The sequence below is a fragment of the Oceanobacillus alkalisoli genome, from assembly GCF_021556485.1.
Classification (GTDB): domain Bacteria; phylum Bacillota; class Bacilli; order Bacillales; family Amphibacillaceae; genus Oceanobacillus; species Oceanobacillus alkalisoli.
Window position 1 is genome coordinate 57,335 of record NZ_JAKGBW010000020.1, and the last position, 12,902, is coordinate 70,236.

The window sequence follows — 12,902 nt, forward strand, 5'->3', positions numbered from 1 at the left end:
CATCTTAAGGGAATATTTTTGTAAAACAAACTTGCATCTGAAAAATCAAAGCAGACCAAGCTTTTGATTCCTTTCATTCAGCGTAAGTGTTTTGCACGTTCTCATGGTTTGCTCTCTAACCGCCGTTCAGTTGCCCGGTGGACGGATGCGCATCCTTAGGCACTGCTAGAGCTCCTCGGGCTGCCGCCCTGCGGGGTCTCCAAGCTCGTGCTGTTCCCGCAGGAGTCACCGTCCACCGGGCAACTGAACTGGTTAGATGATTTTCTGAATAGAAATTGTCCTGTCACGATAGTAATTATATTTCTGGAACATTAAACAGTGCTCCATATTCGGCCTTTCCTGGTAGCAGTCCAGACACCTCGCGACTCCTGCGAGGAGGCTCACCAGCCGCTCAGCAGGTGCGAGAGGTGTCTGGACTGCGGACCTCCAGAAGAGAGTTTCGAACACTTACGCTGAATGAAAGGTGAGGTGCTTCTCCGCTTGATTGTTTTTGAGGGTTAGTTGGAAATTGAAATAAATGTATTTAAATCTGCCAATATGAACATATACCCTGCTTTGCACAGGAAAAAACGAAGAAAATTTGTTTTTTTATAAGAAAACTATCGAAACCCCTTTGCAATCAGGTGTATTCAATGATACTATTAAGTAGAAATTATATTATATGTTCATCAGTTGGCGGAGGTGCATCATTTTGTCAGAGGGTTTACAGGAAGTGATGGTTAAATTACCTAAAAATCTTCTTAACGAGGTGGATGGTTTGGTGAAAAACGATAATGGTGATTTAAGTGAGTTCATTTATCAGGCAACGAAGAACTATTTAGAGCAGAAAAAACATGCGCATGTGCAACAATTCATGGAAACAATGCGACGCGGTTACGAAGAAATGGGCCACATTAATCTTAATATAGCATCAGAAGCTTTCCAGGCTGAAGAGGAGGCTGAAGACACCTTAGAGCGTACAGTGATCGGGGTGTAGCATTTGAACGTGCAAAGAGGCGAGGTATACTTCGCTGACTTATCTCCTGTGGTTGGATCCGAACAGGGAGGGGTTCGTCCGGTATTAATTATCCAGAATGATATCGGAAATCGTTTTAGTCCAACGGTAATTGTAGCAGCTATCACTGCGCAAATCCAAAAGGCTAAGTTGCCTACCCATGTCGAAATCGATGCCAAAAAATATGGTTTTGACCGAAATTCTGTCATTCTCTTAGAGCAGATTCGGACGTTGGATAAGCAGCGATTAACAGACCGAATTACGAGACTAGATAAAGAAATGATGGAGAAAATTAACCGGGCGATTGAAATAAGCCTAGGACTTAAAGATATATACGATCATTAACGGAACCTTTCAACTATAATTTGGAAGGTTTTTTTGTGCTTTAATTATTATTGAAATAGTCCTTCTTTCACTTTTGACTGGGGAGTTGGTATGTTACGATTTTTAAAGAAAGATTTTTTGTATATTTTTACAGGATGCCCTATATTTTGACTTAATCCGCTAATTATTGGAGGATAAAATGGTTTCAAAATAGTCTCACTAAGAAAAAACATGGTATTATGAAAGATAAGTATCAAAAAAGAAGACGGAGGTAGTATTAGTGGATAAAAAGTTTAAGCGCATTGTTCTTGAAAACAGTGATTCAATTGTGCAGATGTGGCTTGAGAAGGTACGTGACTTGAAAGATGAGAATTATACAGCGAATATCGGAGACGAGCTCTACGAAAGCACAAACCGGGAATTTATAAATGTCATTTTTGCAAGTATACAGAACCAAGGTTCAAGTAATGAGGTTGAACAGTTTTCTGAGAAAATTATCAACCTGGGATGGCCGCTTAGCTACATTACAGATGGCTTACAGGTTTTCAGACGCGTGACGGTGGACTATATCTTATCTAATCTGGAGGATATGGATGATACCGAACAGATAAAAGGTGCGTTCCAAAGCGTAGATGACTGGGTAGAGCCGATTATTCGCCAGTTGGTAAATGAATATACAGGAAACTGGGAGCAGATCGTTTCCTTGCAGCGTGTAGCATTACAAGAATTATCAGCACCACTTATTCCAGTAATGGACAGGATTACAATCATGCCGCTGATCGGTACAATTGATACGGAACGTGCGAAATTAATTATGGAAAACTTGCTGCAAGGTACGATCAATCATAATTCAGAAGTTGTCCTTATTGATATTACAGGCGTCCCCGTTGTGGATACGATGGTTGCACATCATATTATTCAAGCAGCAGAAGCGGTTCATTTAATCGGCGCGAAATGTATCTTAGTTGGTATCCGTCCGGAAATCGCGCAAACGATTGTAAACTTAGGAATTGATCTAAGTGATTTTTCGACAAAGAGTTCATTGAAAAAAGGCTTTATGTCCGCATTAGAAATAACGAACCGGAGAATCGTTCCGCTTGAAGGAAAAAACAGAGAAGAACAGATAAAGAATATTGTTGATTCAATTTAAAGGGAGTGAGATCTTTGCGCATACCAATTCTTAAGCTGAATAATTATCTGTTGATATCGATTCAAACAGAAATTGATGATCAGACAGCGATACAGTTTCAAGAAGATTTATTGGATGAAATATATAAAACGGAGGCTTCTGGAGTGGTGATTGATTTAACATCTGTAGATATCATCGATTCATTCATTGCAAAAGTTCTGGGAGATGTTGTTACAATGTCAGATTTAATGGGGGCGAAAGTAGTTTTAACTGGAATTCAGCCTGCTGTTGCAATGACATTGATCGACTTAGGAATAAATATGCAAAATGTACCGACCGCATTAGATTTAGAGCAGGGGCTTCTCAAACTCCACAAGGAATTGGGGGTATAATAGATGAATCCTCAGTCCTGTGTGAATATCAATAAAGAGTGGGATATTGTAGGAGCGCGTCAGCTTGGCAGAGAAATGGCTAAGGAAATTGGCTTTAGCACGGTTGACCAAGCTCGAATTGCGACCGCAATATCAGAACTCGCTCGAAATATATATTTATATGCCGAACAAGGAAAAATATCCTATGAAATAATCTATAATGATAGTAGAGCAGGGCTGTGTTTGATTGCTGAAGACGAGGGCCCGGGGATTTCTGATATTAGTCAAGTGATGAGAGATGGATTTACGACATCTGGAGGACTAGGGGCTGGATTACCTGGAGTGAAACGCTTGATGGATGAATTTGAAGTTTATTCCGAGGTAGGGAAAGGTACAACAATCAAAACGGTGAAGTGGCTACGTTAAGCTTTGAACGTCATACAGATAAGCATGAAGACTTATGGAGTGTTTGCTGCCGGCTTGCACTCCATCTTTATTATAAAGGGCAAGAGATAGATAGACGGGAATAGGGGGAATACAATGGAGAATTTTTTTAAGGAAAAAACGGACGAATATAAAAATCTGCTGGCTGAATACCTTGAACAACAAGATGAGAAAGCGCTCTACGGCGTTGAACTGGTCAGTAAAGCTCTCATCAAACACAATATCCTGCCAGAAGAGATTATCAACATACATATTAAAGCATTAAAAGAATTAGATCCGAATCTTTTCGGGGCATTCGAACATTCACTGGAATTCCTTTTAGAAGCGATGATATCTTATGGACTTGCTCATCAAGAAATTCAAACGCTCCGAGAACAGCAAATTGCTTTAAAATCGGAAATATCGGTTGCAGCGCAAATGCAGAAGACATTATTAAAAACGAAGAAGCCGGATGTACCTGGTCTTGATATTGGAGTTATTAGTGTACCAGCTAATCAAATGAATGGCGATTACTATAGCTTTTTGCAAAATGCCGATGGTACGATCGGAATTGCCATGGCGGACGTGATTGGAAAAGGCGTTCCGGCTGCACTATGTATGTCGATGATTAAATATACCTTGGATAGTCTGCCGAAAGAATCACTTCCTCCACCAGCCGTGCTTCATAATTTAAACCGGGTAGTGGAAAGAAATATTGAATCCAATATGTTCATTACGATGATGTATGCCGAGTATAATCCAGAGACAAGTAAGCTCGTTTATTCCTTTGCCGGCCATGAACCGGGATATTTTTACCGGGCTGCAGAAGACCAGTTTACAGAGTTTTCAACGTCAGGTCTTGTGCTTGGTGTCTCAGAGGAAGTTGAATTTGAACAAGCGGAAATTGAAATCGATGAAGGGGACATGGTCGTCTTGCTAACAGACGGTGTCACAGAGTGCCGGGATGGTGATCGATTCATTGAGATTGACGAAGTTCTTGATGTGATTCGACAATTTACTCATCTGTCCGCACAAGAAATGGTGCAGGAAGTATATCGTTATTTTGAGAGGTTACAGGATTTCCAGCTTCAAGATGATTTTAGTTTATTAATTTTACGAAAGACAGTTTAAGATTTACATCAACCGGGTATAAAAAGGTATGTGTCTACAATTCATGAATCCATACAATTATAATATATTATTCAGTTAGGGGGATTAACTTGAATCTTGAAATTACACTTACCGAAGAAGGAAACCAATCAATCATAGCACTTGCTGGAGAAATAGATGCATATACCGTTACAAATCTGAAGGAAACGTTCGACTCTGTAACGAAAAAAGAGGGCCAGGAGGTTATTGTTGATTTGGAGCATGTTACATACATGGATAGTACGGGTCTTGGCGTGTTCATTGGTGCTTTGAAGTCCACCAAAGAAAGTGATAGCGAGCTTAAGTTGGTGAATATTCAGGACCGCGTTTACCGTTTATTTCAAATTACCGGGTTGGATGAAATTATGGATGTCAAGGCAGCGATTAGAGGTGGAAATGAATAATGGAGAAGTTTGAGTTTGTTGAAATGACAATCCCGGCTAAAGCAGAATATATTGGTGTCATTCGATTAAGCTTATCAGGTATTGCAAATCGAATGGGCTTTTCTTACGAGAATATTGAAGACTTAAAAATTGCTATCTCAGAAGCAATTACAAATGCAGTCACCCATGCCTATGAAAAGGATGAAAAAGGTGAAATTCAGATCGGCTTCGGTATATACGAAGACCGGCTCGAAGTAATGGTTGCAGACCGAGGAATCAGCTTCGATGTAGAAGAGGTCCGGAAGAAAGCAGGTCCATATAAGAGATCAAAACCAGTAGAAGACCTGCAAGAAGGTGGGTTCGGTCTTTTCCTTATCGATGCACTAATGGACAAAGTAGAAATACATGATCATAGTGGGATTATTATCATTATGACTAAATATATAAATGAAGCAGAGGTGGGGCTAGATGGCGACCAAATCTCAACCACATCATAAAGGAAGAGATGAGGTATACCAATGGATAAAACATTTACAAGAAAACCCCACTGATGAACCGGTTCAGGAAAAGATTGTATTACGTTATAAAGACTTGGTTGGATCGATTGCAAGGAAATATTCGCGCAACAGTGTTATTTATGAAGATCTTGTACAAGTTGGAATGATCGGTCTTCTAGCCGCCGTGAGACGGTATGATGAATCGTACGGAAAATCATTTGAATCCTTTGCGATTCCAACAATTATTGGTGAAATTAAACGCTACTTGCGGGATAAAACATGGAGTGTCCATGTCCCAAGACGGATTAAGGAGCTTGGTCCAAAAATTAAGAAGGCAGTCGATGAGCTGACAAGAGTAAATCAGAAGTCTCCTACAGTTGAAGAAATTGCTGATTACCTGGAAGTTTCCGAAGAAGAAGTCCTCGAAACGATGGAAATGGGCAAGAGTTATAAAGCACTTTCCGTTGACCGCAAAGTAGAAGCAGATTCGGAAGGAAGTACAGTTGCTATATTAGATCTCGTTGGAAATGAAGATACGAGTTATGATACGATCGACCAGCGAATGATCCTTGAGAAAGTATTGCCGATTTTATCTGAGCGGGAACAGCTTATTTTACAGTACACGTATTTTGAAAATAAAAGCCAGAAGGAAACTGGTGAAATACTAGGTATTTCACAAATGCATGTATCGAGATTGCTTCGGAAAGCTTTATTGAAATTAAGAGAAGCGATCCAGGCAGAGCAATCTGAGGTGCTGGATTAAAATGATACAGTCAAAAGTACTTGTCTCTGTATATCAACAGCCAAAGCAAGGAAATACCTTTTGCGGAGATAGTTATTTCTATAATGAAACAGAGGATCATTTTATTTGCGCGATCGCAGACGGCCTTGGAAGCGGAGAGTACGCCATGGAATCTTCCCAGGCAGTCATTGATATCATTAAAGAGAATAATCACGTTAGTGTGGAAGAGCTTGTGAGAAGAAGCAATGAAATTTTATATGGAAAACGTGGAGTAGTCCTCGGTATCCTGAAGATCGATTTTCGGTCCGAGGCCTACTCTTTCTCCTCGATTGGGAACATTGGAATTATGACAGTGACCGATGATCGGGTGAAAAAACGCAATATCCCGAACTCCGGCTATCTGGCAGGGTATAAACGTTCTATTAAAGTGGAAAATTATAAGTTGAATAAAGGCACTAATTTTATTATGTTTTCAGATGGTGTGAAGGATAAAGAACTATCCCATTGTTATTTTACAGATAAAAATGTAAATGGCATTACAAAAGCTTACGAATTAACTTCAGCAACGACGCGTGACGACGATACAACTTTGATTGCAATGAGATATGCTTAATAAAAGTGAGAGAAACCGGTGCACAAGCGCCGGTTTTTTACGTAATGCTGATTTTTTCCTGGTGTAACCGTTCGTAAAACCCCACTGATTGAAGTTTCACTTTATATCCCGAATTCTGGTAAAATAGAGGAATAAGGAGGAAGATAGGACGATGAGTTATGACAGTGAATTATTTCAATTAGTTGCTAGTGAAACAAATATAAAAACGCCTGTTATTGAAAAAGTTATTGCTCTATTTGATGAGGGGAATACGGTGCCGTTTATAGCCCGGTACCGCAAAGAAATTACAGATGGTCTCGATGAAGTAGAAATTAAGCTGATTCAAGATAAATGGAACTATGCTCTCCAGTTATCCGGGAGAAAGGAAGAAGTTCTGCGCATCATTGAGGAACAAGGAAAGTTAACGAAAGAATTGGCTTCAGAAATTAAATCTGCAACCCAGCTGCAACGGGTGGAAGATTTGTATCGGCCATATAAACAGAAACGAAGGACGCGAGCGACAAAAGCGAAGGAGAAAGGACTTGAACCACTTGCTATTTTTATTTGGGAGCAAGGGGATATCGATTTACATAAAGAGGCGGAAAACTATTTATCCGAAGAGCATGAATTAACTAACGTGGCAGAAGTGCTAGAAGGAGCAAATGACATTATCGCTGAATGGATTTCTGATATTCCTGAGCACCGAGAATATATCCGTGATGAAACATGGAAGCGAGGGATGGTTATTTCGGAAGTGAAAGATGAAAATCTTGATGAGAAGAAAGTGTATGAAATGTATTATGAGTATGAAGAAAATATTCGTTCGCTCGTATCTCATCGAATTCTTGCTCTTAATCGCGGAGAGAAAGAAGATGTTCTAAAAGTATCCGTCCAGCCGCCAATCGAAAAGATTATTGATTACTTGAACCGAAAAACATTGAAGCGTTCTACAACTGGCACGCTTGCTGAGTTTTTAAAGCAGGCAGTGGAAGATAGTTATAAACGGTTGATCCAAGCCTCGATTGATAGAGAAATCCGCAATGCATTGACTGAAAAAGCGGGGGAACAGGCAATTGATGTCTTTGCAGTCAATTTGAAAAATCTCCTTCTTCAGCCGCCATTAAAAGGTAGAACAATCCTTGGAATCGATCCGGCATTCCGGACGGGATGTAAGTTAGCTTTAGTTGATGAGACAGGAAGAGTACACGACGTCTCTGTGATTTATCCAACAGCTCCCAGACTAGATGTGAAAGGCGCAGAGAAGACAGTCCTTCATTTTATTGAAAAATATAAAGTGGAATTAATCGCAATAGGGAATGGTACGGCATCCCGGGAGACCGAGCAATTTGTTTCCGATACGATTCAACATCATAAACTGGAAATACCATATATCATTGTAAATGAAGCCGGAGCAAGTGTGTATTCTGCATCAGAACTTGCACGAGAAGAGTTTCCTGATTTACAAGTGGAGGAGCGGAGTGCTGCTTCAATCGCGCGCCGTGTTCAAGATCCATTAGCAGAACTCGTGAAGATTGATCCGAAGTCGATTGGGGTCGGTCAATACCAGCATGATGTCGGTCAGAAAGCTTTGAATGAGTCGCTTACGTTTGTCGTAGAAACAGCTGTTAACCAAGTAGGAGTTAACGTAAATACCGCGTCTATTTCTTTATTACAATATGTATCCGGACTAAGCAAAACCGTTGCAAATAATATTGTGAAAAGAAGAAACGAAGAAGGGAAATTCACGAATCGGAAACAGTTGAAGAAGATACCGCGGCTTGGGGCTAAAACATATGAACAAGCGATTGGTTTCTTGCGGATTATTGATGGAGAACACCCGCTTGACCGGACACCGATTCACCCAGAGAGCTATAAATCCACAGAAGAACTGCTGGAATTATTAGGCTACACATTTAAAGATATCGGTACAGATGAATTACGCGAAAAGTTCAAGGCAATCAATTTAAAAGAGGTTGCTGATGAACTGGCTATCGGTGAACCAACACTAAAGGATATTATCGATGCATTAAGCCGTCCGGAAAGGGATCCGCGTGATGATTTCCCGCAGCCATTATTGAAGCAGAACGTTTTATCTCTTGAAGATTTGAAACCAGGAATGGAGATGCAGGGTACCGTTCGCAACGTTGTCGATTTTGGTGTCTTTGTCGATATCGGAGTTAAACAAGACGGGCTTGTCCATATTTCTAAAATGTCCACTAAATTTGTGAAGCATCCAATGGACATTGCTTCTGTCGGGGATGTTGTGACGGTTTGGGTGGAAAATGTTGATGAACAAAAGGGCCGTATTGCTCTTTCTATGGTAAAGAACTAAAAAACTGCTGGGAGCAATTGATGCTTCCCAGCAGTTTTTTTTAGTTCTTCATCTACGTCCAGTGGCAACATCGAACTGCCTTCCATCTCGGGGAGATAGTCCGTACGTCGCTACGACGCACAGGATGGATGCGCTAGTACAGGCATTGCGGGATAACCTGCGTACTTAAGCCTGTAAGGGCGTTTCAGCTTTAAAATTTACTCTTTATCAACAGCTGCTTCTACTTCGCTTAGAGAGATACCGAGTGCTTTTGCTACTCCTTCTCCGTAAGCCGGATCAGCTTTGTAGCAGTTGACGATATGTCTTAACTGTACATCTTTAGATACGCCGTCCATGTTTCTTGCAGTGTTTTCGAATAGACGTTGTTGTGCTTCAGGTGACTGAAGACGGAATAGCTTACCAGGCTGCTCGAAGAAGTTCTCATCTTGTTCATCGAAGTCCCAGTAGTTTGCGTCTCCGCCAAGCTCTAACGCTGGCTCCTGATGCTCTGGACTGTCTTCCCACTGGCCATAGCTGTTCGGGTTGTATGATACATGCCCACCTTGATATGGAACGACGCGCATTGCACCATCACGGTGGTATGGATGGAAGTTCTCAACGTTTTTCGGGTAGTTAACTGGAATTTGCCAGTGGTTCACACCGAGGCGGTAACGTTGTGTATCACCGTAAGAGAATAGTCTTCCTTGAAGCATTCTATCTGGTGAGAATCCAATACCAGGTACAATGTTAGTTGGAGCGAATGCTGCTTGCTCAACTTCTTCAAAGTAGTTTTGCGGGTTACGGTTTAACTCTAATTCACCAACTTCGATTAGCGGGTAGTCACCTTTATACCATACTTTAGTTAAGTCGAATGGGTTATCCGAATGGTTTTTCGCTTGTTCATCTGTCATGACTTGGATGTACATTTTCCATTTCGGATTTTCGCCGCGATCGATTGCTTCGCGTAAGTCACGGATACTGCTGTCACGATCTTTAGCAATTACTGCTTCCGCTTCTTCATCCGTTAGGTTCTCTATACCTTGCTCGGAATAGAAGTGGAATTTAACCCAATGACGCTCGTTATCAGCGTTGAACATGCTGTACGTATGGCTTCCGAATAGATGCATATGTCTGAAGTCTTTCGGAATACCACGGTCAGTCATAATGATTGTTACTTGGTGTAATGCTTCTGGAAGGCTGCTCCAGAAATCCCAGTTCGCTTGTGCGTTATGCAAGTTAGTTACTGGGTCTTTCTTCACGACGTGGTTTAAGTCAGGGAAACGCTTAGGATCTCTGAAGAAGAATACAGGAGTGTTGTTACCTACTAAATCCCAGTTACCTTCTTCTGTGTAGAATTTCAAAGCTGCTCCGCGAATATCACGTTCAGCGTCAGCCGCGCCACGTTCACCAGCTACAGTAGAGAAACGGGCGAACATTTCCGTTTTCTTACCAACTTCAGAGAAAATTTTAGCTTTGGTATACTTTGTGATGTCGTTTGTTACGGTGAGTGTTCCGTAAGCACCGCCACCTTTAGCATGCATACGACGCTCTGGAATAACTTCTCTATCAAAATGCGCTAGTTTCTCTAAAAACCAAAAGTCTTCCATCAATAATGGACCACGAGGGCCAGCTGTTTTGGAATCATAATCATTAGGAACTGGTGCACCAAAAGCAGTGGTCATTTTTGTATTCTTTTTGTTGTTTTCCATACTTTTATTTCCTCCCTGTTCTTTTAACTACAATTATTATAATAACACAATCATTAGCAGATTACTATTAATATAGCTTAATATTTACATGTACGAAATATGAAACACGTCAATTAATGCTAAGCTACGCAATTGAGTGGAAATAACAGATTATTCCCACGAGAGGGGAAAGAGGAGGTGGTTTTTTGATTATTCCATCGCTTTTTCTCAATTAATAAACTTAAATGAGAAAAAAAGGGGTTATAAACGAATGACTGCAATCTATTAATAGCCATCTATCTGTATATCTTATACTAGAATTAATTAGAATAACAATAAACTTGCTTATCAATAAGGAAGATGCAAAAGTTGCGATGAAGTATTATGATATAATAGGAGAAAACTAGGATAGTAAGGAAGTTATTTATGTTGATGAGTAATCAAAAATTAAAGGAATTGGTCAACAGGTTGTCGGTTACTTTTTTCGACAAACCATTTAAAGACCATGTGCGGTTCAATCATAGGCTTCGAACAACGGGCGGAAGATATTTACCAGCAAAGCGACTAATTGAACTAAATCCAAAATATGCCCTAGAAATGGGGGATGCTGAATTTCATGGTATTATCAAACATGAATTATGCCACTACCATTTACATATTGAAGGAAAAGGATATAAGCATGGTGATCGGGATTTTAAAGAGCTACTAAAGGAGACGGGATCTCCCCGGCATTGTAATCCCCTTCCGTCTGAAGTCAATTCTTTTAAATATAAATATGAATGTTCTTATTGCCATAGGTTATATAAAAGGAAACGCAGAATCGATACGAAGAAATATGTCTGTGGAAAATGTAAAGGAAAATTAGTTGCTATATAATAGGAACAAACTGAAAAACGGTCGTTTTCCTCCAACGGCTCTTCAGCAGTAAAACATGAAACTTGTAAAAATACGTTGACGAAATGTAAAAACCATGTTAAATTATATAAGCTGACATTTTCGGTCGTGCCGAATTGTTCGTTTAAAACTCTTGAAAAAGTAGTTGACAAGCAGTAGGAAATAGGGTATTATACTTCTCGTTGACATTATTTAGCAGTTCAAACATTCCACAGTAGCTCAGTGGTAGAGCAATCGGCTGTTAACCGATCGGTCGTAGGTTCGAATCCTACCTGTGGAGCCATACGGAGAAGTACTCAAGAGGCTGAAGAGGCGCCCCTGCTAAGGGTGTAGGTCGGTTTTGCCGGCGCGAGGGTTCAAATCCCTCCTTCTCCGCCATCCTAACATGGCCCGTTGGTCAAGCGGTTAAGACACCGCCCTTTCACGGCGGTAACACGGGTTCGAATCCCGTACGGGTCATCTTTTTAGTGAAAGGTGAAAATGGGTCCGGTAGTTCAGTTGGTTAGAATGCCTGCCTGTCACGCAGGAGGTCGCGGGTTCGAGTCCCGTCCGGACCGCCATCTGATGTTGGGCTATAGCCAAGCGGTAAGGCAACGGGTTTTGGTCCCGTCATTCCTAGGTTCGAATCCTAGTAGCCCAGCCATTTTTCCTGAAAAATCCGAGTATCGGTTGGCATTCATTTAAAATAAAACAATAGATATTTATGATGCGGTCGTGGCGGAATGGCAGACGCGCTAGGTTGAGGGCCTAGTGGGAGTTAAATCCCGTGGAGGTTCAAGTCCTCTTGACCGCACTTTTTTTATTTCTACCATATAATAATGTATAATAATGTGGAAAAACTGCGCCCGTAGCTCAATTGGATAGAGCGTTTGACTACGGATCAAAAGGTTAGGGGTTCGACTCCTCTCGGGCGCGTTGGTCGGCGGGAAGTAGCTCAGCTTGGTAGAGCACTTGGTTTGGGACCAAGGGGCCGCAGGTTCAAATCCTGTCTTCCCGACCATATTTAATCATGCGGGTGTAGTTTAGTGGTAAAACCTCAGCCTTCCAAGCTGATGATGAGGGTTCGATTCCCTTCACCCGCTCCATTATTTAAAAAAAGGGGCCTGTAGCTCAGCTGGTTAGAGCGCACGCCTGATAAGCGTGAGGTCGGTGGTTCGAGTCCACTCAGGCCCATCCATCCCTTTTGATGAGTCAACACTTTTCCGCAAAAAAAGTGTTGACATAAAAAGAAAAGGATGATATTATATAAAAGTTGCCTCGTGAGCGAGGTGAACAAAAGTTTGCTCTTTGAAAACTGAACAAAACAACCAGTATGAAAAAGAGGTAAGAAGTAAAACGTTGGATTGATCTAACGAAAGCTTTTTATCCCTGAATCAATTTTTGAAGCTAAGAATAGATGACGGTG

The 12,902-nt window shown here is 41.1% G+C and carries 13 protein-coding genes and 10 tRNA genes; 22 read left to right on the plus strand and 1 reads right to left on the minus strand.

Features of this window, described 5'->3' with window-relative positions; translation table 11 throughout:
- The first annotated feature begins 691 nt into the window (after positions 1-691).
- The 11 genes from LZD48_RS16130 to LZD48_RS16180 all read left to right on the plus strand — a co-directional run bounded on the left by LZD48_RS16130 (position 692) and on the right by LZD48_RS16180 (position 8,936).
- Positions 692-976 (plus strand): CopG family ribbon-helix-helix protein, encoded by a 285-nt coding sequence (locus LZD48_RS16130; protein WP_235763757.1) that lies wholly within the window; start codon positions 692-694, stop codon positions 974-976.
- A gap of 3 nt (positions 977-979) precedes the next feature.
- Positions 980-1,339, plus strand: a complete 360-nt coding sequence (locus tag LZD48_RS16135) for a type II toxin-antitoxin system PemK/MazF family toxin (protein ID WP_156855993.1) — start codon at positions 980-982, stop codon at positions 1,337-1,339.
- A 259-nt stretch (positions 1,340-1,598) separates the two neighbouring features.
- Positions 1,599-2,468: an RsbT co-antagonist protein RsbRA gene (gene rsbRA, locus LZD48_RS16140; RefSeq protein ID WP_235763758.1), complete on the plus strand. Its 870-nt coding sequence runs from the start codon at positions 1,599-1,601 to the stop codon at positions 2,466-2,468.
- Positions 2,469-2,482: 14 nt separating this feature from the next.
- Positions 2,483-2,839, plus strand: a complete 357-nt coding sequence (locus LZD48_RS16145; protein ID WP_255771117.1) for an STAS domain-containing protein — start codon at positions 2,483-2,485, stop codon at positions 2,837-2,839.
- 3 nt (positions 2,840-2,842) lie between these two features.
- The gene (locus tag LZD48_RS16150) at positions 2,843-3,244 is read left to right on the plus strand and encodes an anti-sigma regulatory factor (RefSeq protein ID WP_235763760.1); all 402 of its coding nucleotides are present in this window, start codon (positions 2,843-2,845) and stop codon (positions 3,242-3,244) included.
- Positions 3,245-3,358: 114 nt separating this feature from the next.
- A complete protein-coding gene (locus LZD48_RS16155; RefSeq protein ID WP_235763761.1) occupies positions 3,359-4,372 on the plus strand; it encodes a PP2C family protein-serine/threonine phosphatase in 1,014 nt (337 codons plus the stop codon).
- Positions 4,373-4,461: 89 nt separating this feature from the next.
- The gene (locus LZD48_RS16160) at positions 4,462-4,794 is read left to right on the plus strand and encodes an STAS domain-containing protein (protein ID WP_235763762.1); all 333 of its coding nucleotides are present in this window, start codon (positions 4,462-4,464) and stop codon (positions 4,792-4,794) included.
- Positions 4,794-5,270 (plus strand): anti-sigma B factor RsbW, encoded by a 477-nt coding sequence (rsbW, locus tag LZD48_RS16165; protein ID WP_255771118.1) that lies wholly within the window; start codon positions 4,794-4,796, stop codon positions 5,268-5,270. The genes LZD48_RS16160 and rsbW overlap by 1 nt, the downstream gene beginning before the upstream one ends.
- Positions 5,242-6,033, plus strand: coding sequence for an RNA polymerase sigma factor SigB (gene sigB / locus LZD48_RS16170; RefSeq protein ID WP_235763763.1), 792 nt, complete (start codon positions 5,242-5,244; stop codon positions 6,031-6,033). The genes rsbW and sigB overlap by 29 nt, the downstream gene beginning before the upstream one ends.
- A 1-nt stretch (position 6,034) precedes the next feature.
- A complete protein-coding gene (locus LZD48_RS16175; RefSeq protein ID WP_235763764.1) occupies positions 6,035-6,625 on the plus strand; it encodes a SpoIIE family protein phosphatase in 591 nt (196 codons plus the stop codon).
- A gap of 151 nt (positions 6,626-6,776) precedes the next feature.
- Positions 6,777-8,936 (plus strand): Tex family protein, encoded by a 2,160-nt coding sequence (locus LZD48_RS16180; protein WP_235763765.1) that lies wholly within the window; start codon positions 6,777-6,779, stop codon positions 8,934-8,936.
- A 197-nt stretch (positions 8,937-9,133) separates the two neighbouring features.
- On the opposite strand, the gene LZD48_RS16185 is transcribed toward LZD48_RS16180, so the two are convergent.
- Positions 9,134-10,624, minus strand: coding sequence for a catalase (locus LZD48_RS16185; RefSeq protein WP_235763766.1), 1,491 nt, complete (start codon positions 10,622-10,624; stop codon positions 9,134-9,136).
- Between the two features lie 405 nt (positions 10,625-11,029).
- Between LZD48_RS16185 and LZD48_RS16190 the strand changes: the two genes are divergently transcribed.
- The 11 genes from LZD48_RS16190 (at position 11,030) to LZD48_RS16240 (ending at position 12,670) form a co-directional block, all read left to right on the plus strand.
- The gene (locus LZD48_RS16190) at positions 11,030-11,479 is read left to right on the plus strand and encodes a SprT family protein (RefSeq protein ID WP_235763767.1); all 450 of its coding nucleotides are present in this window, start codon (positions 11,030-11,032) and stop codon (positions 11,477-11,479) included.
- 226 nt (positions 11,480-11,705) lie between these two features.
- Positions 11,706-11,780 (plus strand) — tRNA-Asn (locus tag LZD48_RS16195).
- A 3-nt stretch (positions 11,781-11,783) separates the two neighbouring features.
- Positions 11,784-11,875, plus strand: a tRNA-Ser gene (locus LZD48_RS16200).
- Positions 11,876-11,884: 9 nt separating this feature from the next.
- Positions 11,885-11,956: transfer RNA gene (locus tag LZD48_RS16205), tRNA-Glu, on the plus strand.
- Positions 11,957-11,980: 24 nt separating this feature from the next.
- Positions 11,981-12,057 (plus strand) — tRNA-Asp (locus LZD48_RS16210).
- Between the two features lie 8 nt (positions 12,058-12,065).
- A tRNA-Gln gene (locus LZD48_RS16215) sits at positions 12,066-12,140 on the plus strand.
- A 65-nt stretch (positions 12,141-12,205) separates the two neighbouring features.
- Positions 12,206-12,290 (plus strand) — tRNA-Leu (locus LZD48_RS16220).
- Positions 12,291-12,338: 48 nt separating this feature from the next.
- A tRNA-Arg gene (locus LZD48_RS16225) sits at positions 12,339-12,412 on the plus strand.
- 8 nt (positions 12,413-12,420) lie between these two features.
- A tRNA-Pro gene (locus LZD48_RS16230) sits at positions 12,421-12,497 on the plus strand.
- A gap of 11 nt (positions 12,498-12,508) precedes the next feature.
- Positions 12,509-12,582: transfer RNA gene (locus LZD48_RS16235), tRNA-Gly, on the plus strand.
- A gap of 14 nt (positions 12,583-12,596) precedes the next feature.
- Positions 12,597-12,670 (plus strand) — tRNA-Ile (locus tag LZD48_RS16240).
- Positions 12,671-12,902 lie beyond the last annotated feature (232 nt).

Excerpts from the sequence above, each read along its gene's own strand:
- LZD48_RS16175 (WP_235763764.1), top strand. The coding sequence starts at position 6,035 with ATGATACAGTCAAAAGTACTTGTCTCTGTATATCAACAGCCAAAGCAA.
- LZD48_RS16180 (WP_235763765.1), top strand. The coding sequence starts at position 6,777 with ATGAGTTATGACAGTGAATTATTTCAATTAGTTGCTAGTGAAACAAAT.
- rsbW (WP_255771118.1), top strand. The coding sequence starts at position 4,794 with ATGGAGAAGTTTGAGTTTGTTGAAATGACAATCCCGGCTAAAGCAGAA.
- LZD48_RS16155 (WP_235763761.1), top strand. The coding sequence starts at position 3,359 with ATGGAGAATTTTTTTAAGGAAAAAACGGACGAATATAAAAATCTGCTG.
- LZD48_RS16190 (WP_235763767.1), top strand. The coding sequence starts at position 11,030 with ATGTTGATGAGTAATCAAAAATTAAAGGAATTGGTCAACAGGTTGTCG.
- sigB (WP_235763763.1), top strand. The coding sequence starts at position 5,242 with ATGGCGACCAAATCTCAACCACATCATAAAGGAAGAGATGAGGTATAC.
- LZD48_RS16150 (WP_235763760.1), top strand. The coding sequence starts at position 2,843 with ATGAATCCTCAGTCCTGTGTGAATATCAATAAAGAGTGGGATATTGTA.
- LZD48_RS16185 (WP_235763766.1), bottom strand. The coding sequence starts at position 10,624 with ATGGAAAACAACAAAAAGAATACAAAAATGACCACTGCTTTTGGTGCA.